The following is an 18,911-nucleotide window of genomic DNA, read 5'->3' as shown; positions in this document are numbered from 1 at the left end:
CGAAGGGACATCAATGATGATGCGACGACGTACCACCCTGCTCACCGGCTGCACCGCCCTCGTCCTCGCGCTCGGCGCCACCGCCTGCGGAGGCAGTAGTGGCCCGGTCGCGGCCGGCGGCGGCGCCAAGGCTCTCAGCGGCCAGACCGTCACCGTGGCCGGCGTCTGGTCCGGGGACGAACTGAAGAGCTTCCAGAAGGTCCTCGACGCGTTCAGCGCGAAGACCGGCGCCAAGACCCAGTTCGTGTCCACCGGCGACAACGTCTCCACCGTCGTCGGCAGCAAGATCGAGGGCGGCAACGCCCCCGACGTCGTCATGGTCCCGCAGGTCGGCGTGCTCCAGCAGTTCGCCAAGAGCGGCTGGCTGAAGCCGCTGTCCAAGACCACCCAGCAGTCCGTGGACACCGACTTCGCACCGGTCTGGAAGAACTACGGCAGCGTCGGCGGCACCCTCTACGGCCTCTACTTCAAGGCCGCCGACAAGTCCACCGTCTGGTACAGCCCCGACGCCCTCGACCAGGCCGGCGTCAAGCCGCCCACCACCTGGGCCGACCTGCTCAAGGACGGGCACACCGTCTCCGACTCGGGGCTCGCCGCCTTCTCCATAGGCGGCGCGGACGGCTGGACCCTCACCGACTGGTTCGAGAACATCTACCTCTCCCAGGCCGGACCCGAGAAGTACGACGCCCTCGCCGCCCACAAGCTCCCGTGGACCGACGCGTCCGTGGTCAAGGCGCTCGGCACGCTCGGCACCCTCTTCAAGGACAAGCAGCTGATCGCGGGTGGCCAGAAGGAGGCCCTCAACACCGACTTCCCGGGCTCCGTGCAGAAGGTCTTCGGGCCCAAGCCGGAGGCCGCCATGGTCTACGAGGGCGACTTCGTCGCCGGGGTCGCGCACGACACGTTCGGCAAGACGATCGGCAAGGACGCGACCTTCTTCCCCTTCCCGGCCGTCGACGGCGGCACGGCGCCCGTGGTCAGCGGCGGCGACGCTGCGGTCGTACTGAAGGCGGCCAAGAACGCCACGGCCGGCATGAAGCTCCTGGAGTACCTGGCCACGCCGGAGGCCGCGGCCGTCTGGGCGAAGGAGGGCGGCTTCCTCTCCCCGAACAAGAACCTGGACCTGTCCTCCTACGGCGACGACGTCACCAGAGAGATCGCCAAGTCCCTGGTGGGCGGCGGCGACTCGGTCCGCTTCGACATGTCCGACCAGGCACCCGCGGCCTTCGGCGGCACCAAGGGCGCCGGCGAGTGGAAGATCCTCCAGGACTTCCTGGCCGACCCGTCCGACCCGAAGGCGACCGCCGCACAGCTGGAGACCGCCGCGGCCAAGGCGTACAAGGGCTGACGGCCGTGACCGCCACCCTGGTGAAGGACACCAGACCACCCCTGTCCGGGCAGGCCGAACGCGCCAGACGGAGCCGGCGCCGCGGCCGGATCATCGCCCTGCTCTTCGTCCTCCCGGCGCTGCTCCTGCTGGGCGCGCTGGTCGTCTACCCCGTGCTGTTCTCGATCGGCCGCAGCTTCTTCGACGCGTCCGGCACCCGGTTCGTCGGCGGCGACAACTACACCGAGATGTTCCGCGACCCGGCGACCCTCAAGGCCATCCGCAACACCGTGATCTGGGTGATGGTGGCCCCCACCCTGCTCACCGGGCTCGGCCTGATCCTCGCCGTCCTGGTGGAGAAGGTGCGCTGGGCGACCGCGTTCAAGTTGCTGCTGTTCCTGCCGATGGCGGTGTCCTTCCTGGCCGCCGGCATCATCTTCCGGCTCGCCTACGACCAGGACCCGCACAAGGGCGTGCTCAACGCGGCCGTGGTCACCGTGCACAACGCGTTCAAGGGCACCGCCGAGTACCCGACCGCCCGCGCCCGCGCCCGCACCGGCCAGGGCCAGGGCCTCACGGCCGAGAAGGACGGCTCGTACCGGACGGCCGCGAACCTCGGGCCGGGCGACACGGTGGCCCTCGGGCTGGTGGGCGTCGCACCGAAGGACCTGCCCGGTGGCGCACGGCCCGCCTATGCGGCGGCGCAGCGCCAGGCCGCGTCCGGTGAGCTGCGCGGGGTGGTCTACCTGGACTTCACCCCGGGCGGCGGCGGCAGTCCGGGCGTGGTCGACCGTACGGAGAGCGGGCTGCCGCGGATGAAGGTCGAGGCGGTGCGCGCCGACGGCAAGGCGGTCGCGAGCACCAGCACCGCGGCCGACGGCTCCTTCCGCTTCACGGGACTGGCGGCCGGCTCCTACGGCGTCGAGCTGCCGTCCTCCAACTTCGCCCAGCCCTACCAGGGTGTCTCCTGGCTCGGACCCACCCTCGTCACGCCCGCCATCATCGGGGCCTACCTGTGGATCTGGACCGGGTTCGCGATGGTGCTGATCGGCGCCGGTCTGGCGGCCCTGCCCCGGGACGCCCTGGAGGCCGCCCGGATGGACGGCGCGAACGAGTGGCAGATCTTCCGGCGCATCACCGTGCCGCTGCTGGCGCCGGTGCTCACCGTGGTGTTCGTGACGCTCGTCATCAACGTGATGAAGGTCTTCGACCTCGTGTACATCATCGCGCCGGGGCAGGTGGCAGAGGATGCGAACGTCCTCGCGACCCAGATGTGGCTGGTGTCCTTCGGCGGCGGCAACAACCAGGGGCTCGGCAGCGCGCTCGGCGTGCTGCTGTTGGTCCTGGTGATCCCGGCCATGGCCTTCAACGTCCGGCGCTTCCGGAGGAGTCAGCGATGAACGCGATCAGACGCGGCCTGGGCAACGCCGTGGTGCAGGCCTTCCTCGTGGTGGTCGGCCTGGTGTGGCTCACCCCCCTCGCCGGGCTGCTGCTGTCCTCGCTGCGGTCCTCGCAGGACTCGGCGAGCAGTGGCTGGTGGACGGCGCTCGCCCGCCCCGGGCAGCTGTCCTTCGACAACTACTCGGCCCTGCTGAAGAACTCGGGCATGACCCAGGCCTTCTGGAACACCGTGCTGATCTCGGTGCCGGCGACCACGCTGGTGGTCGTGGTGGCCGCGCTGGCCGGATACGCCTTCGCCTGGCTGGACTTCCCGGGCCGTGAGCCCGTGTTCCTGCTGGTGGTCGCACTGTTGGTGGTACCGGTGCAGATCGGTCTGCTGCCCGTCGCCAAACTCTTCGGGCAACTGGGGCTGTTCGGCACGATTCCCGGCGTGGTGCTGTTCCATGTGGCGTACGGACTGCCGTTCGCGGTGTTCCTGCTGCGGAACTACTTCGCCGAGATGCCCAAGGAGATGCTGGAGGCCGCCCGGATGGACGGCGGCAGCGAGTGGCGGATCTTCACCCGGCTGGTGCTGCCGGTCGGACGGCCGGCCATCGCCAGCCTCGCCATCTTCCAGTTCCTGTGGGTCTGGAACGACATGCTGGTGGCGCTGCTGTTCGCGGACCCTTCCTCGCAGCCGCTGACCGTCGAACTCCAGTCACAGATCCGGCAGTTCGGCAGCAACATCGATGTGCTGGCGCCAGGCGCGTTCCTGTCCCTCGTGGTGCCCGTGGTGGTGTTCTTCGCCTTCCAGCGGCACTTCGTGCAGGGCGTGATGGCGGGATCGGTCAAATAGCGAGGGAGAGGCTCCCCTTCGGGCGGAGCCTCTTCCCTTTCAGTCCGCTACCCGCGTCACCTTCGCGGCGCCGTGTCGGCCCGCTGCTACACAGGCGGCACAACCCGCCGCAACAGCAACGGAGTTCGGCATGGAGATCCGTTCCACCAGAAGAGCACTCCTACGGGCCGCCGGGGGTGTCTCCCTCGGTGCCACGGCGTTGGCGACGGGCGTGGCCCCCGCCTCGGCGGTGCCCTCGCTCCCGGAGACCGACGGCGCGCTGGAACCGGGTCCGGGCACCGCGCTCGTCCAGCGGTTCTGTGCCGCGTGGTCGAACCTGGACGCCGCCGAACTGGCCGCCTTCTTCACCGAGGACGCCACCTACCAGAACATCCCCCTGCCGGGTGTCATCACGGGACGCGACGCGATCCAGCAGGCCCTCGCGGAGCAGATCCGGATTCTGCAGTACACCACCCTCAACATCCAGAAGGCCGTCTCCTGGCGGAACACGGTCATCGCGACACGCATCGACTCGTACCGCTACACGAACGCCGACCACGACGTCGACCTCCCGATCGTCGGCGCCTTCGAACTGACACCGGACTTCCGGCGGTTCACCTCCTGGGTGGACTACTTCGACCTCGCCCAGTCCGAGTTCGGGACCGTCGTCTGACCTCTCCCTCAGCGGCTCCTGCAGTCGTGACATGACCATCACACAGAGTGATACGTGCCTGTCGTGCGCCTCTCCCGGCTCGCCTCGCCTCCCCTGATCGGCGTGCCTAGCATGGGAAGGACGCCGTCGGGCCCGGCGGTGTGCGCTCTCGACGGTGAAGGGTGAGAGCCGTGAGCACCTCCCACGACGAGCAGAAGCGGCTGCGGCGGGACGAGGGGGAGCAGGCCGAGCCCCGCGTAGGGCCCGGCCCGGACGGGGAGCCGTTCTTCCACCCGTATCACCATCCCGCCGCCGGCTGGGGCGCCGCCAAGAGCGTGAGCAGGTTCCTGGTGCGGGAGCGGGCGCTCGTCGAGGGGCCACGGGCGATCATGAAGATGAACCACGAGGGGGAGGGGTTCGACTGTCCCGGATGTGCGTGGCCCGACGACACGAAGGGACTGCGGCTCGATCTCTGTGAGAACGGGGTCAAGCACGTCACCTGGGAGATGACCCGGAAGCGGGTCGGACGGGAGTTCTTCGCCGCCCATTCCGTCGGCGAACTGTCCGAGTGGAGCGACTTCGCCCTTGAGGACCAGGGGCGGCTGACCGAGCCGATGGTGTACGACGCCGAGTCGGACCATTACCGGCCGATCAGCTGGTGTGACGCGTTCGCGCTGGCCGGGCGGGTGCTGCGGGGGCTGGACGATCCGAACCGGGCGGCCTTCTACACCTCCGGGCGGCTCGGCAACGAGGCCACCTTCCTGTACCAGCTCATGGCCCGCGAACTCGGCACCAACAACCTGCCGGACTGCTCCAACATGTGCCACGAGGCCAGCGGGCGGGGCCTCACCGCCTCGCTGGGCACCGGCAAGGGCACCGTCGACCTCCAGGACTGGGACGCCACGGACGCCCTCTTCATCATGGGCGTGAACGCCGCGTCGAACGCGCCCCGGATGCTCACCGCCCTCGCCGACGCCTACCGGCGCGGCGCCCAGATCGTGCACGTCAATCCGCTGATCGAGGCGGCGTCGCGGCGGACGATCATCCCGCACGACTTCGTGGACATGGCCGCCCTCCACTCCACCCGCACCGGCACCCTCGACCTCCAGGTGCGCGTCGGCGGTGACATGGCGCTGCTGCGCGGTATCGCTAAGGCCGTCCTCGACCAGGCCACGTCCGATCCCAAGGCCCTCGACCGGGAGTTTATCGACCGGTACACCAGCGGCTTCGAGGACTACCGGAAGCTGTGCGAGGCCACGCCCTGGGAGGAGATCGAGCGGCAGTCCGGGATCAGCCGCGCCGACATCCTCCGCGCGGCCCGGATCTACCGGGACGCCGACCGCTCCATCGTCAGCTGGTGCCTCGGCGTCAGCCAGCACGAGCACGGGGTCGACACCGTGCGGGAGATCGTCAACGTGCTGCTGCTGCGCGGCAACCTCGGACGCGAGGGTGCCGGTCCCTCTCCCGTGCGCGGGCACAGCAACGTACAGGGCAACCGCACCTGCGGCATCGACCACCGGCCCGAGCCGCAGTTCCTGGACCGGCTCGCCGAGGTGTGCGGGATCGACCCGCCCCGCGAGCACGGGCTCGACACCGTCGGCACCATCCGGGCGATGCTCCGCGGCGACATCAAGGTCTTCGTCGGCATGGGCGGCAACTTCGCCCTCGCCGCGCCCGACACCCGGGCCACCTACGAGGCCCTGCGCTCCTGTGAACTCACCGTCCAGGTGAGTACCAAGCTCAACCGCAGCCACCTGGTCCACGGCCGGCAGGCCCTGATCCTGCCCTGCCTCGGCCGTACCGAGAAGGACCACCAGCGGCGCGGCATCCAGAGCACCTCCGTCGAGGACTCGATGAGCATGGTGCATCTGTCGGTCGGCATGAAGAAGCCGGCCTCCGCGCACCTGCTGTCGGAGCCCGCCGTCATCGCCGGTATCGCCCGTGCGGCGCTTCCCGACAGCCGTACGCCCTGGGGCTGGTACGTCGAGGACTACGACCGCATCCGCGACACCATGGCCCGGGTCCTGGACGGCTTCGAGGACTTCAACCGGCGGGTCCGGCTGCCGCTGGGGTTCCGGATCCGGCAGCCCGCGCGGGAACTGGTCTTCCGCACGCCCTCCGGGCGCGCCGAGTTCTCCTCGGCGCCGCTGCCCGACGTCGTACCCGCGCCGGGCACCCTGGCGCTCGGCACCATGCGCTCCCACGACCAGTGGAACACCACCATCTACTCCGACGACGACCGCTACCGGGGGATCAGGAACCTGCGCACCCTCGTCTTCATGAACGCGGCCGACATGCGCGAACGCGGCATCGAGGAGTTCGACCCGGTCGACATCACCAGTACCGCCAAGGACGGCAGCACCCGGGTCCTGAACGGCTTCCTCGCGGTTCCGTACGACCTGCCCCGCGGCTGCGCGGCCGGGTACATGCCCGAGATGAACGTGCTGGTCGCCCTGTGCGACTACAGCGAACAGAGCGACCAGCCGCTGATGAAGCACATCCGGGCGACGATCGGCCGGGCCGCCACCACCTCCTGAGGGCCGCAGGCCCGGCCCCGGCCCGGCCTCCGCCGGCGCCCCGAGGGCCGGACGGCACGCGCCCGTCCGCGACGACGAACGATGACGGCGCCGCAACGACGAACGATGAGGGCGATCGGCATCCCGTCCCGCATGATGGGACATCCCTGCCCGCACCCCCTCCCCTCGTCAGGAGCCCGCGCATGACCGACGGCCGGGCCGCCGAGCACCTCCCCCCTGGCGAAGAACCCCTGATCGGACGCGAGGCCGACCTGGCACGGCTGGACGGCTTCCTCGCAGGCGTCCCGCGGCAGGGCGGCGGCTCGCTGGTGGTGCTGGGGGACCCGGGGGTCGGGAAGAGCGCGCTGCTCGGCGCGGTCGTCCGCCGGGCCGAGGCCACGGGGCTGCGGGTGCTGCAGGCCGCGGGGGTGCAGTACCGGGCGCAGGCCAGTTACGGCGCGCTGCAGCAGTTGCTGACGTCGGTGCCGGAGATCCAGTCGAGGGCGGTACGGACCCCCGTCCTCGCCGGGGCCCTCGGCTTCGAGCGGGGCACGGCGACCGGGCCCGACGCGGTCACCGAGGCCGTGGTGGCGCTCGCCGCCGAGCTCTCCCGTGGCATGCCCACGCTGCTCGTGCTGGACGACGCCCAGTGGCTGGACCGGGCCAGCGCCGTCGTCCTGGGACAGGTGGCGCGCCGGCTCGCCGGCACCGGTACGGGGCTGGTCTGCGCGGCCCGGCTCGGCGAGGAGAGCTTCTTCGACCACAGCGGGCTGGCGCCGCACGAACTGGGCCCGCTCGGCGAGGCCGCCGCCGGCGAACTGCTCGGCCGCCGGTTCCCGGAGATGGCGTCAGGGGTCCGGCGGAGGCTGATCGCCGACGCCGGGGGCAACCCCCTGGCGCTGCTCGAACTCCCGGCCGCCCTGAGCGAGTCCCAGCGCATCGCGTCCCAGGCCCTGCCGGCCCGCCTGCCGCTGACCGAACGGCTCCAGTCGACCTTCGCCGCCCGCATCAGGACGCTGCCGCCCGTCACCCGGCACCTGCTGCTGGTGGCCGCGCTGGAGGGCAGCGGCAACCTGGTGATCGTGCGCCGGGCGGGGGCCGGGGGGCGTGCCCTGGAGTACCTGGTCCCGGCGGAACGCGCGCGGCTCGTGCGGGTCGACCGGACGGCCGGGCGGCTGGCCTTCCGGCACTCGCTCATCCGCTCGGCCGTGGTGGAGATGTCGACCGGTGACCAGCGGCGCACCGTGCACCGCGCGCTCGCCGAGGCGTGGCACGGGGTGCCCGAGCAGCGGGCCTGGCATCTGGCACAGGCCGCCGTCGAACCCGACGAGCGGATCGCCGCGCTGCTGGAGGAGGCCGCCGGGGCCAGCGCCCACCGCGGTGACGGGCCGAACGCGGTCGCGGCCCTGGTGCGTGCCGCCGAGCTCAGCCCGGCGGGCTCCGGGTACGCCCGGCGGCTGGCCAAGGCGGCGTACGTCGGCGCGAACCTCACCGGCAGCGTGCGCGACGTGCCCCGGCTGCTCGACGACGCCCGGCGGGCCGCCCCGGACGCGGAGTCCCCGGCGGTCGCGGTGGCCGCCGCGCTGCACCTCCTCAACAGCTACGGCGACATCGACACCGCCCACCGCCTGCTGTCCGGCGCGATCGCGCTGCAGCCCGAACCGTACGACCTCTCCGACGTCACCCTGCTCGAAGCGCTCAGCACCCTGTTCATGGTGTGCGTGCACGCCGGCCGGCCCGAGCTGTGGGCGGACTTCGACGCGACCCTGGCGAAGTGCACCTCGGTCCCGGACACCGTGCGGCTGATGCGGACCACCTTCGGCGACCCGGCCCGGGCCCGCCCGGCCGACTGGGCCCGGCTCGACACCGCCGTCCGGGAGCTGCCCGGCACGCCGGACCCGGTGCGGATCGTACGGATCGCCACGGCCGGCGCCTACGCGGACCGGCTCGGCGCGATCGAGGAGCCGCTGCTGCTCACCGCCCGCGGCGGACTGCGCGGCGAGAACATCTTCCCGGCCATCCAGGCCTCGTTCCTGTGGGGCAGCCACGCCTGGTTCACCGGCCGGTGGCCGGAGCTGCGACGGGTGGCCCACCAGGGCCTGCGCTGGTGCGAGGACCTCGAGTACCCGCTGCGGTCCTGGACCGGCAAGTTCGTGCTGGCCTGTACCGCCGCGGCCTGCGGTGACCTCGAGGACGCGCGCGGGTTCGCGGACCAGATGGACCAGTGGGCCGGCTCCCGCCGGGGTCATGCCGTCCGCTGCTACGCGGCCCACGCCAGGACGCTGATCGCGCTGTCGCAGGGCGACTTCGAGGCGGCCTACCGGCATGTGTGCACGATCTCGCCGGCCGGGACGTTCGCGCCGTTCGCGGGGCACGCGCTGTGGGTGATCCTGGACCTGGTGGAGGCCGCGGTGCGCACCGGCCGCCGCGAGGAGGCCGTGGCGCATGTCCGGGCGGCCCGGGACGCGGGGCTCGACGCGGTGTCACCGCGGCTGCGCATGGTGCTGCTCGGCTCGGCCGCGCTGGCCGCCGGGAGCGGTGCGGCGGCGGTCCGCGGGTTCGACCGGGCACTGGCCGTGGAGGGCGCCGGGCGCTGGCCCTTCGACCACGCCCGTATCCGGCTCTACTACGGCGAACGGCTGCGCCGTGGCAAGTCGTTGGCCCGGGCGCGTGAGCAACTCGCTGCCGCCGCCGAGGCCTTCCGGCGGCTCGGTGCCCGTCCGTGGGCCGAGCGGGCCGACGCGGAACTGCGCGCCTGCGGTGCCCCGGCGCGGGCCCGGGACCTGCCGGCGCTGACACCGCAGCAACGGGAGATCGCGGGTCTGGCGGCCGCGGGCCTGTCCAACAAGCAGATAGCGGAACGGCTCTTCCTCTCCCCGCGCACCGTCTCGACCCACCTCTACCAGGCCTTCCCCAAACTGGGCGTCACCTCCCGCGCCGCCCTGCGCGATGCGCTGGAGCAACTGGACGGGTAGGCAGGGGAGGCGGCGGAGGAGGCGGGCGGGACCGGCCCCCGGGTGCCTTTTCGCACCGAGTCCTTTCACCTTCGGCCAGCGGCGTGCGGGACTTCCCGGGGGTGCTCCTGGCCGGCTGATATACCGGCAGGGCATCCCCCCACACGTCATCGGAGTCCGCCATGGGCCGCAGGCCGTCGGCCGGGCAACAGCGTTCCCGAACCGGCGCCCGCCGTACGGCAGTTCACCCCACGCACCAGGCGAAACGAGAGACCGCATGACAGACATGACCATGGGCCGCAGACGCCTGCCGAGGAGGTTCCGCCGCAGCGCCGGTGCCTCAGGTGGTCGCCACCGAGCGGCTCCCCGCAACCGGCCCCGCTCCATCGCCCGTGACCTGAGGGGTACGACCGCGCCGTCCCGTTCCTAGGCGGGTTCCGGTACGTCCGGCTGCCCGGCGGCCGGTGCGGTGAGCCGCCCCTCGCGGAGCCGCTCGGCCGCCCAGCGGGCCCACTCCTGCTCCAGGGCGCGCTGGCGGAGGCCGTACTCCAGGACGAGCCGGCCGCACTCGGCCATCGCGTCCTGCTCCCAGGGCTCCGCCTCCCGCAGCGCCACCAGGTCGTCGTACTCCCTGGCCGCGGTGTCCGCGTACCGCAGGAGCCGTGCCACGGCCTCCTCGGGGGGCAGCAGCCCCAGGAAGAACGTCTGGAGGAGCATCGGGTTGCGCTGCGGCTGGTGCTCCTCCCGTTCGGCCAGCCAGCGGCGCGCCTCCGCCTGCCCCTCGGGGGTCAGCGCGTACTGCTTGCGGCCCCGGGGGCCCTCGTCGGTCACCGTGATCAGGCCGGTGGCGTCCAGCTTCGTCAGCTCGCCGTAGACCTGGCTCTGCCTGGCCGGCCAGACGTGGCCGAGCGAGGTGTTGAAGATCTTCAGCAGGTCGTAGCCGCTGCCGGGGCGGAAGACAAGCAGTCCCAAGAGGGCGTGACGAAGGCTCATGCCCGCCACTCTAACGCTCTTATTCCAATACTGACAGGTCGCATCTCACATTCCAATCTTGACATGTTGATGAAGGAGCTTCTACGTTCCACATGTCAACGTTGGAATCTCGAATCCGAGGACACACATCGTGGGCTTCGTGGCCTGCCCCGCCCGTGTCCAGGCCCGCGGGCAGGTCCTGCCGGCCCGGCAGACCGCGACCTTCTGACCTCCGCCCACGTCAACCGCTTCTCCGGAAGGAGCAGTTCCCATGACCACGAGCAAGACCCCGACCCCCCTCGCACCGGTGCCGGACGAGACCACCGGCCCCGTGATCCCCGAAGCCGAAGCCGAAGCCGAAGCCGACGTCGGTCGTTCGTCGTGGTGGCTGTCCGCAGGCCTCCCCGGTAGTTGGCTGCCGGATGTCGCCTGACCGGCCACGGCCTGCCGTCCGGGTCGTTTCCGCGGGGCGCCGTCATCGGTGCGACCGGGGGAGCGGTGCCGGGCAGGAGGGGAATCTCATGGTTCGGGAAGTCGCGGACGGCACCCGTGTCGAGGACGCGGTGCTGACGCGGGCGGCCCAGTCGGGCGAGGTCGCCGCCCTGGGGGTGCTGCTGGAGCGGCACCGGGCGGGGATGCGGGCGGTCGCGCTGAGCGTGCTGGGGCGGGCGGCGGACGTCGACGACGTCCTGCAGGACGCGGCGCTGACGGCGTTGCTGCGGATCGGAGACGTCCGGGACCCGGCGGCGGTGGGCGCCTGGCTGCGCATGATCGTGCGCAACGGGAGCCGGTCCGTGCTGCGGTACTCCGCCCTGGTGCTGCCGGTGGAGGAGCTGGCCGCACCGTCGCAGGACGCCGGCCCGGAACAGTGGCTGGAGCGCAGCGCGGTGCGGGACTGGCTCTGGGCGGCGCTGGAGGAACTCTCCCCGGTGCTCCGCATGCCGCTGGTGCTGCGCTACTTCACCGCGGAAGGCGCCTCGTACGAGCTGATCGCCCTCGCCTGCGGGATCCCGCTGGGCACCGTGCGCAGCCGGCTCAGCCAGGGGCGGGCCAAACTCGCTCTCGCGCTCGCCGCCACCGCGGACGCCCCGCACGGCGACGCCGGGCAACGGGTCCGGGCCAGCCGGACCGAGGCGCGCCGGATGCTCGACGACGCCCGTGCGCGGGCCCGGCCCACGCTGGCCTCCTGACCGTTCACGCGGTCTGTTCCGGGTCCAGGCCGGTGAGCGCGTCGCGCAGGCCCGCGCGGGAGGTGACGTTCAGCTTCGGGAAGGCCTTGCTCAGGTGCCCGGCCACCGTGCGGGGCGACAGGAAGAGCTGGGCGGCGATCTGCTTGTTGGTCAGTCCCGTGGCGGCCAGCTGTGCGACCTGCAGCTCCTGCGGGGTCAGCAGTGCGGGCCGGCCGGCGCCGGAGGCCGCGGTGCCGACCGGGATGCCGCTCGCCCGCAGCTCGTTCGCGGCCCGCGCGCTCCACGGCTCGGCCCCCAGCCGCCGGAACGTGCCGAGGGCGGCGTCCAGATGGCCCCGTGCCTCGGCGCCCGCCTTCGCCCGGCGCAGCCGCTCGCCGTAGGCCATGCGGATCCGCGCCCACTCGAACGGCCAGCGCTCCGCGTCGGGGGTGTCGACGGCCCGCCGGAACAGCTCGTGGTCGATGACGTCGAGGGTGGCGATGGCCTGGGCCGCGTCGGTCATCATGGCCAGCCGCGGGGAGACGTCGGGGATCCCGGTCGCGCGCACCGCCGCCACGTGTGCGGCCGCCTCGGCGTGCCGGCCGGTGCGGGCCGCGGCCTCGGCGAAGTCCAGGAAGAGCCACAGGGCGTGCGGGAGGTGCGCCGGAACCTCACCGGGGGTGATCACCGACCGCAGATGGCAGTAGGCGCTCTCGAAGTCCGCGGCGCCGAGCGCGGACAGCGCCCGGATGTGCGCGGCGTACACCCGCAGCAGCCCGAGTCCCCGCGGGTTGCCCCAGGCCACGAGGCGGTCGGCGGTCTTCCGGGCGGTGTCGGTGTCACCCTGGGCGGCCGCCAGCAGCCCCCGCAGGAACCGGCCCGGCTCCGCCGTCAGACGGTAGTTGTACATGGTGCACCAGCGCAGGCCCTCCTCGGTGAGCTTGGGCAGGTCGTCCCACTGGCCGCTGAAGTAGGCGTCGTTGGCGAGCAGGAAGAACGCCTCGATGGCCATGGTGATGGCGCCGCCGTCCCGGCCGTCGTCGACGACCCGCCGCAGCGCGCTGCGGCAGCCGGGCAGCCGGTCGACATAGGCGGCGGAGACCGCCGTACGGACGATGCGCCGGGGGTCGGTCTCCCGGTGCAGGTCCGCGACCATGCCGTCGAGGAGGTCCAGGACGTGCGGCGGCACGTGCGCGGGATCGCCGAAGGTGCCGCGCAGCACGCACAGCAGGTGGTCGGGGGAGCGCCGCTGGGCCTTGGCCACCTCGGCGTCGAAGAGCTGCCACAGCTCCGGCCGGCCGCTGTGGAAGCACACCATGAGCAGGGTGAGCAGCGCCTCGTTCAGGATGTCGTCGTCGGCACCGCTGGGCCCGGCGTGGTTGCGGATCGCCCCCATGAGCAGCCGGTGGGCGGTGTCCACGTCGCCCTCGCCGTTGATGAGCCGGCTGGCGGCCGCGGTCGCGGCGGCGAGCGAACCGCTGCCCACCGGGTCCGCGAGCAGGGCGTTGTCCAGCAGCGCGTGTACGTTGCGGAGGTCACCGGTGATGTTGGCGCCCAGGCAGGCCGCCTCGGCCAGCAGCCGCCCCCGGGCCACGCCCGTGCTGCTCAGGTCGGAGGCGCGCAGCAGGGTGGTGATGGCGCCGACGGCGTCCCCGCGGCGCAGCGTGCTGTAGGCCACCTCGTGCAGCAGGGCGGCCACCTTGTCGTCCGGGCCGACCGCGGCGTTGGCCAGGTGCCGGGCCCGGTGCTCGGACCCCTCCGGGAACTCCCGGGCCAGCGCCAGGTGCCCGCGCCGCCGCTCCGCGCCCGTCGACAGCTCCATCACCGCGGACCGGGTCAGCGGGTGCCGGAAGGCCAGCCGGCCGGTGGCGGAGTCGACCCGCACCAGGCCCGCCTGCTCGGCCGGGCCCAGCTCGGCCAGCACATCGCCCCCGTCCAGGGCCCGTTCCAGGATGTGCAGCCCGCCCGAGCCGTCGAGCACGGCGAGCAGCAGCAGCTCCCGGGTCCGGTCCGGCAGCGCGCCGACCCGGACGGCGAAGACCTTCTTCAGCCGCTCGGGCAACGGGAGCACGGCCGGCAGCGGCCCGCGTTCCTGCTGCTGCGCCTCGTTGAGGGTGCCCGGCAGCTCCAGCAGGGCCAGCGGGTTGCCGGCCGCCTCCGTGACCAGCCGCTGCCGCACCCGGGGCGCCATCGCCGGGAACCGCTGCGCCACCAGTTCGTGCGCGGCCGCCTCGTCCAGCGGCCTGACCTCGTGCGCCGGTATCCCGGTACTGCTCAGAAAGGACTCGTCACCGGTCCGGGACGCCGCAAGGAGCGCCACCGGCGCGCTCTGGGTGTAGCGGGCGACGGTGCCCAGCACGATGGCGCTGGGCCGGTCCAGCCATGCCACGTCGTCGATCACGATCGTCACGGGCCCGCTGCGCGCGGCCTTCCGGGACAGCAGGACCTGCACCGCGCCCGCGACGGCGAGGAGTTCGGTCGGCTGCTCGTCCGACACCCCGCGCACCGCCCGCAGCGTCTCCGCCTGCCACGGGGGCAGTTCGGCGATCTCCGCCGTCAGCGCCTGGAGGACCTGGTTCAGCGCGGCGAAGCTGACACTCACCTCGAACTGCGAACCCACCACCCGCAGCACCTGGAAACCCGCGTCCCGCGCCCGCCGCGCCGCCGCGTCCAGCAGGGCGGTCTTCCCCACCCCCGCCTCACCGGTCAGCATCAGCGCCCGGCCCCGAGCGGCGGCGGAACCGAAGAACCCGTCGAGGAGCGCCAGTTCCGCCGAACGCCCGACGAGACCACCGGGCACACCGGGCACACCGGGACCGCCGGGACCGCCGGGGTCACCGGAGGCGCCGGCGAGGTGTTCGCCGTCTTCCGCGGCCGGGGGTGTGGGGGACGACATGATGAAACAGCTTCCCATCGTGGTCGGACCGGATCGAGTCGGACCAGGTCGGATCGGGCCGGGCTCTGCGACTGGATGGTGGACCGGTGCCGAAAGTTCGGACGTGTCGCAGTGGCGTGCGTCACAGTGACGGACGGGCGGTCCCGCCTGCCCGTGCGGGCGATCAGGTCATCTTGTCGGTACGGCGCATGTCACGGCCTCGTACAGTGAGGACGGCGAAGCGGCCCGGACGCGGTGCGGAGCCCGACGGCCCGTCACGACAAGGGGATGATCTGTGCGGAACGTGATTCTCGTCCACGGCGCGTTCGTGGACGGATCCGGCTGGGCGGGAGTGCACGAGCGCCTCGTCGACGCGGGATACCAGGTCACCGTCGCGCAGAACGCCACCCGGTCCCTCGCCGAGGACGTCGCGGCGGTCCGGCGGCTGATCGCGCTGCAGGACGGGCCGGTGACCCTGGTGGGGCACTCCTACGGCGGTGTCGTCACCACCGAGGCCGGCGTCGACCCCAAGGTGTCCGCGCTCGTCTACGTCGCCGCGTTCGCCCCGGACCGCGGCGAGTCCGTCGACTCCCTGATCGCCGACCCGCCGCCGGGTGCGTCGGTGCCGCCGCTCCTGCCGATGCGGGACGGCTATGTGCTGCTCGACCGCGACCGGTTCCACGCCTCCTTCGCCGGTGACCTGCCCGAGGCGCGGGCGCGGTTCATGGCCGACTCGCAGGTCCCGTGGGGGTCCGAGGCGCTCTCCGGGACCGTCGGCGAACCCGCGTGGCGGACCAGGCCCAGCTGGTACCTGGTCGCGGCCGACGACCGGATGATCCCGCCGCTGGCCCAGCGGTCGATGGCCGAACGCGCGGGCGCCACGGTCGTCGAGGCACCCGGCAGCCATGCCATCTATGTGTCGCGGCCCGAGGTGGTCGTCGATGTCATCGAGCGGGCCGCCGCCACCGGTTGAGACACCCGTCGGCCCGAGTCACGCCCCCGGCACGTCCCGTGTGCGTACGCTGTACCCCCGCGCGGAGCACACCTGCGTCCCCGCGTGGAGCACATCGACGAGAGGCACGACCGCATGTCCGAGTCATCCGACACCGAGCTGGCGTCCGAGTACAGCGCGCGGATCGCGCAGGACCTGGAACTCAACACCGCGGAACAGGACCGCCTCGCCACCGAGATCGCCGCCCTGGAAGAGCGGTTGCGCGCGGTGCGGGAGAACCGGGTGGTGCTGGAGCGGCTGCAGCAGGCGCTCACCCCGCAGGCTACCGCCTCCGCACCCGGGACCGCCGCGGCCGCCGAAGCGGCGGAAGTCACCGAGGCCGCCGTGCCGCACCAGCGGACCGAGCCCGCCCCGAACCGCGCCGACTCCGCGAAACCGAGCCCCACGGGGCCGAAGCCGAGCCTCGTCGAGGCCGTCCACACCTACCTCGCCGAGCAGCGGGAGCCGCGCTCCGCGACCGACGTCGCCGAGGCGATCAGGGCCGGTCAGCCCGGCCGCACCATCAAGACGACGGTGATCCGTACGACGCTGGAGAACCTGGTCGCCAGGAACCGGGCCCGGCGCACCAAGCAGGGCCGGGCGGTCTTCTACACCCTGACGACGGCACCGGAGACCGGAGCCTGACCCCGCGCCTGGCCCGCCGGGGACACAGGTCTGCCGGCCATGGCCGGGCGGACGGGGACATGTGCCTCAGTCCGGCGGACCGGCCTCGGCTCCCTGCCGGTCACCTCCGCGGCACACATGGCATATGGCCCAAGGCCGTCCGCAGACATGTCCGGGCGACTTCCTGTGCGAACGAACCCACCCTCTGAACGAAGGGGCGGACGACCTCGACGAGCGGGCGTCCGGTGGCGGCCCTGCCTGGTACAACCTGTGTGTGTCGACTGGCAGTCCGGGCGCCGGGAGAGTCGCTCGACCTCGCCGTGCCGGCCGACGTCCCGGCGCCCGACTCCCGTACCCCGAAAGGCACTGGAGCGCGCCATATCGGCACAGAAGGGCGTAAGTTTCATTGGGTCATTTGACGTAAGCCGGTGACTCACCGGAGCCATAAAGTGCCGAACGTGCCTGAGAACCAAGCAGATGGAATGTGCGACGCGCTGAGCGTTCCGGTCTCTGTCGTCCTGAAGGCGAGCGACGCGATCCTGGAACACGCCACCGGCGCCTACCTGCAGTCGAGTGCACGCGTGAAACTCCTGACCGCGCAGGGGCTGCCCGACGCGGACGTGTCCGTCCTCCTGCTGAGCACCGTGGACGACCACTGGATCAGGGTCATGCGGCAGGACGCCGCCCGCGGCCCCGGCACACCCGTCCCGGTCGTGATGATCGCCGACCGGATCACCGAGCGGCAGCTCTCGCTGGCCGTCGAGTACGGACTGACCAGCTTCCTGTACCGGGGCGACCTGAACCTCGACCGGCTGGTCGACGCCGTCGTCGAGGCCGGTGCCGGGCGCTGCCGGATGCCCGAGGACCTGGTGGCCCACCTCATCGCCGAACTGGGCGACCAGCAGCGCCAGCAGACCCTCACCGACCTGTCCCGCAAGGACGGCCTGCTGGTCCGGGAGATCGAGGTGCTCCGCATGCTCTCCGAAGGCATGAACACGGTCGAGATAGCCGACAAGATGAGCTACTCGGAACGCACCATCAAGGGCATCATCCACGAGGCCGTGAAGAGGCTGCGGGTCAGGAACAGAACCCAGGCCGTGGCGTACGCGATCCGGACCGGCATCTTCTGACCCCGGCCCGGAGCAGGATCCGGCGCAGAGCAGGAAACACCCGCGAAACGGGACGTTCCTAGACTCGCGGGCGTGCGCCTGACAGTGCTTGACGCCCCCACCGAGTGGAGCCGGTTCGCCGAGGGCTCCGTCGAACGCCGGATGCTGCTCGCCCTCGGCGAGAGGCTCGGCATCGCGCTGCGCCCGAAGCCGCTGATGCTGCCGGACGGCAGCCGGGTCGAGGTCGAGGGGATCGACGCCTCGGGCCGCGTACTCGTCCAACTCGTCTGCAACCAGGGCGCCTACAAGCCCGCCTACCGCAACAAGGTCATGGCGGACATGTTCAAGCTGCTCTGGCTGCGGAACTCGGTGCCCACCGCCGAGCGCACGGTCCTCCTCGTCACCGAGGTGATCGTGCAGGCGCTGGGCGGCTGGGTGGCACGCGCCGCCGCGGATCTCGGCATCGAGGTCTACGTGTTCGACGGCGACACCGTCGTAACACTGCCACGCCGAACGTAAAGCCGATGAAACGGACCGCCGCGACCGGGTGAAACACGGGGTTTCTACTGTCGGGGGCACCTAAGCGGATTTCCGCGTGGCAGTTCCGCACTCGCCACGCACGCTCTCCGACTTCCAGGATCGGGCCTTCGTGCTCGCGACATGGATGGGAGCGTGAAGGTGACTGGTACGCCAGCACTCGACCTGCGGTCGGTGCGCCGGGTCTACGGATTCGGGCCGTCCGCGACGACCGCCCTCGACGACGTCCACCTGTCGGTACCGGCGGGCCGCTTCGTCAGCCTGATCGGGCCCAGCGGCTGCGGCAAGTCGACGCTGCTGCGGCTCGCGGCCGGTCTGGAGGAACCCGACCACGGCACCGTACGGGTGCACGGCGTGTCGCCGGCCGAGGCCTGCGCGGCCAAGATGATCGGCCTGGTGCCGCAGAGCCCGGCCCTGCTGCCGTGGCTGTCGGTGCTGCGGAACGTCACCCTGCCGCAGAAGATCAACAAGGGTGCGGCGCGCCGCCGGGAGCGGATCGCGGGCAACACCGAGCGCGCCGCGACCGGCGCTCCGGACATGCGGGAACTCCTGGTCAAGGCCGGTCTCGGGGAGGCCGTGCACAAGCTTCCCGCCCAGCTGTCCGGCGGGATGCGGCAACGGGCCGCGATCGTCCGCGCCTTCGGCCTGCGGCCCGACGTCCTCGTCATGGACGAGCCCTTCTCGGCACTGGACGAGTTCACCCGCGAGAGCCTCCAGGACCAGCTCCTCGACCTCTGGGACGAGCTGAAGACGACGGTCCTGTTCGTCACCCACTCCGTCTCCGAGGCCGTCCGGCTCTCCGACACCGTGGTCGTCATGGCCCCGCGCCCCGGCCGCATCGTCGACACCGTCGAGGTCGACCTGGAACGGCCGCGCGGCGACCGCCTCTTCGGGGAGCGCCGGTTCCACGAGTACGAGGACCTGATCCGGGACCGGCTGCGCCGGGCCTGGCACGGTGAAGCCGCGTGAG

At 72.1% G+C, this 18,911-nt stretch carries 15 protein-coding genes; 13 read left to right on the top strand and 2 right to left on the bottom strand.

Translation table 11 applies throughout. From position 1 onward, the window contains the following. Positions 1-16 precede the first annotated feature (16 nt). The 6 genes from ACFWPS_RS06640 (at position 17) to ACFWPS_RS06615 (ending at position 9,685) form a co-directional block, all read left to right on the top strand. Positions 17-1,348: an ABC transporter substrate-binding protein gene (locus ACFWPS_RS06640; protein ID WP_383701756.1), complete on the top strand. Its 1,332-nt coding sequence runs from the start codon at positions 17-19 to the stop codon at positions 1,346-1,348. A gap of 5 nt (positions 1,349-1,353) precedes the next feature. Beyond that, positions 1,354-2,727 carry an ABC transporter permease subunit gene (locus ACFWPS_RS06635; RefSeq protein ID WP_383701753.1) on the top strand — a complete coding sequence of 458 codons (1,374 nt, stop codon included), beginning with the start codon at positions 1,354-1,356 and terminating at the stop codon, positions 2,725-2,727. Continuing rightward, on the top strand, positions 2,724-3,563 hold the full coding sequence (locus ACFWPS_RS06630; protein WP_383701751.1) for a carbohydrate ABC transporter permease: 840 nt from the start codon (positions 2,724-2,726) through the stop codon (positions 3,561-3,563). The genes ACFWPS_RS06635 and ACFWPS_RS06630 overlap by 4 nt, the downstream gene beginning before the upstream one ends. Before the next feature lie 130 nt (positions 3,564-3,693). After that, a complete protein-coding gene (locus tag ACFWPS_RS06625; protein WP_383701749.1) occupies positions 3,694-4,215 on the top strand; it encodes a nuclear transport factor 2 family protein in 522 nt (173 codons plus the stop codon). Positions 4,216-4,385: 170 nt separating this feature from the next. Continuing rightward, on the top strand, positions 4,386-6,731 hold the full coding sequence (locus ACFWPS_RS06620; RefSeq protein WP_383701747.1) for an FdhF/YdeP family oxidoreductase: 2,346 nt from the start codon (positions 4,386-4,388) through the stop codon (positions 6,729-6,731). A 182-nt stretch (positions 6,732-6,913) separates the two neighbouring features. Continuing rightward, positions 6,914-9,685, top strand: a complete 2,772-nt coding sequence (locus ACFWPS_RS06615) for an ATP-binding protein (RefSeq protein ID WP_383701745.1) — start codon at positions 6,914-6,916, stop codon at positions 9,683-9,685. 405 nt (positions 9,686-10,090) lie between these two features. Here the strand turns inward: ACFWPS_RS06615 and ACFWPS_RS06610 are convergent, their stop codons facing one another. Beyond that, positions 10,091-10,657, bottom strand: coding sequence for a PadR family transcriptional regulator (locus tag ACFWPS_RS06610; RefSeq protein ID WP_383701743.1), 567 nt, complete (start codon positions 10,655-10,657; stop codon positions 10,091-10,093). A gap of 250 nt (positions 10,658-10,907) precedes the next feature. Here ACFWPS_RS06610 and ACFWPS_RS06605 point away from each other — a divergent pair, with 250 nt between their 5' ends. Together ACFWPS_RS06605 and ACFWPS_RS06600 are read left to right on the top strand one after the other, a co-directional pair. Next, a complete protein-coding gene (locus tag ACFWPS_RS06605; protein ID WP_383701741.1) occupies positions 10,908-11,069 on the top strand; it encodes a hypothetical protein in 162 nt (53 codons plus the stop codon). Positions 11,070-11,157: 88 nt separating this feature from the next. Further along, positions 11,158-11,826 carry an RNA polymerase sigma factor gene (locus ACFWPS_RS06600; protein WP_383701740.1) on the top strand — a complete coding sequence of 223 codons (669 nt, stop codon included), beginning with the start codon at positions 11,158-11,160 and terminating at the stop codon, positions 11,824-11,826. Positions 11,827-11,830: 4 nt separating this feature from the next. On the opposite strand, the gene ACFWPS_RS06595 is transcribed toward ACFWPS_RS06600, so the two are convergent. Then, the gene (locus tag ACFWPS_RS06595) at positions 11,831-14,701 is read right to left on the bottom strand and encodes an AAA family ATPase (protein WP_383701738.1); all 2,871 of its coding nucleotides are present in this window, start codon (positions 14,699-14,701) and stop codon (positions 11,831-11,833) included. A 274-nt stretch (positions 14,702-14,975) separates the two neighbouring features. Between ACFWPS_RS06595 and ACFWPS_RS06590 the strand changes: the two genes are divergently transcribed. From ACFWPS_RS06590 to ACFWPS_RS06570, 5 genes are all read left to right on the top strand, one after another. Further along, complete coding sequence (locus ACFWPS_RS06590) at positions 14,976-15,653, top strand: alpha/beta fold hydrolase (protein WP_383701736.1); 678 nt, start codon at positions 14,976-14,978, stop codon at positions 15,651-15,653. A 114-nt stretch (positions 15,654-15,767) separates the two neighbouring features. Then, a complete protein-coding gene (locus tag ACFWPS_RS06585; protein WP_383701734.1) occupies positions 15,768-16,316 on the top strand; it encodes a hypothetical protein in 549 nt (182 codons plus the stop codon). Positions 16,317-16,753: 437 nt separating this feature from the next. Continuing rightward, complete coding sequence (locus tag ACFWPS_RS06580; RefSeq protein WP_383701732.1) at positions 16,754-17,425, top strand: LuxR C-terminal-related transcriptional regulator; 672 nt, start codon at positions 16,754-16,756, stop codon at positions 17,423-17,425. Positions 17,426-17,497: 72 nt separating this feature from the next. Continuing rightward, positions 17,498-17,923 (top strand): hypothetical protein, encoded by a 426-nt coding sequence (locus tag ACFWPS_RS06575; RefSeq protein ID WP_383701730.1) that lies wholly within the window; start codon positions 17,498-17,500, stop codon positions 17,921-17,923. A 159-nt stretch (positions 17,924-18,082) separates the two neighbouring features. Next, on the top strand, positions 18,083-18,910 hold the full coding sequence (locus tag ACFWPS_RS06570; RefSeq protein WP_383701728.1) for an ABC transporter ATP-binding protein: 828 nt from the start codon (positions 18,083-18,085) through the stop codon (positions 18,908-18,910). Position 18,911 lies beyond the last annotated feature (1 nt).

Origin of the sequence: Streptomyces sp. NPDC058457, from assembly GCF_042720695.1 — a bacterium.
Taxonomy (GTDB): Bacteria; Actinomycetota; Actinomycetes; order Streptomycetales; family Streptomycetaceae; genus Streptomyces.
The sequence above is the reverse complement of the archived record's forward strand: the minus strand, read 5'-3'. Positions and strand labels throughout refer to the sequence as shown.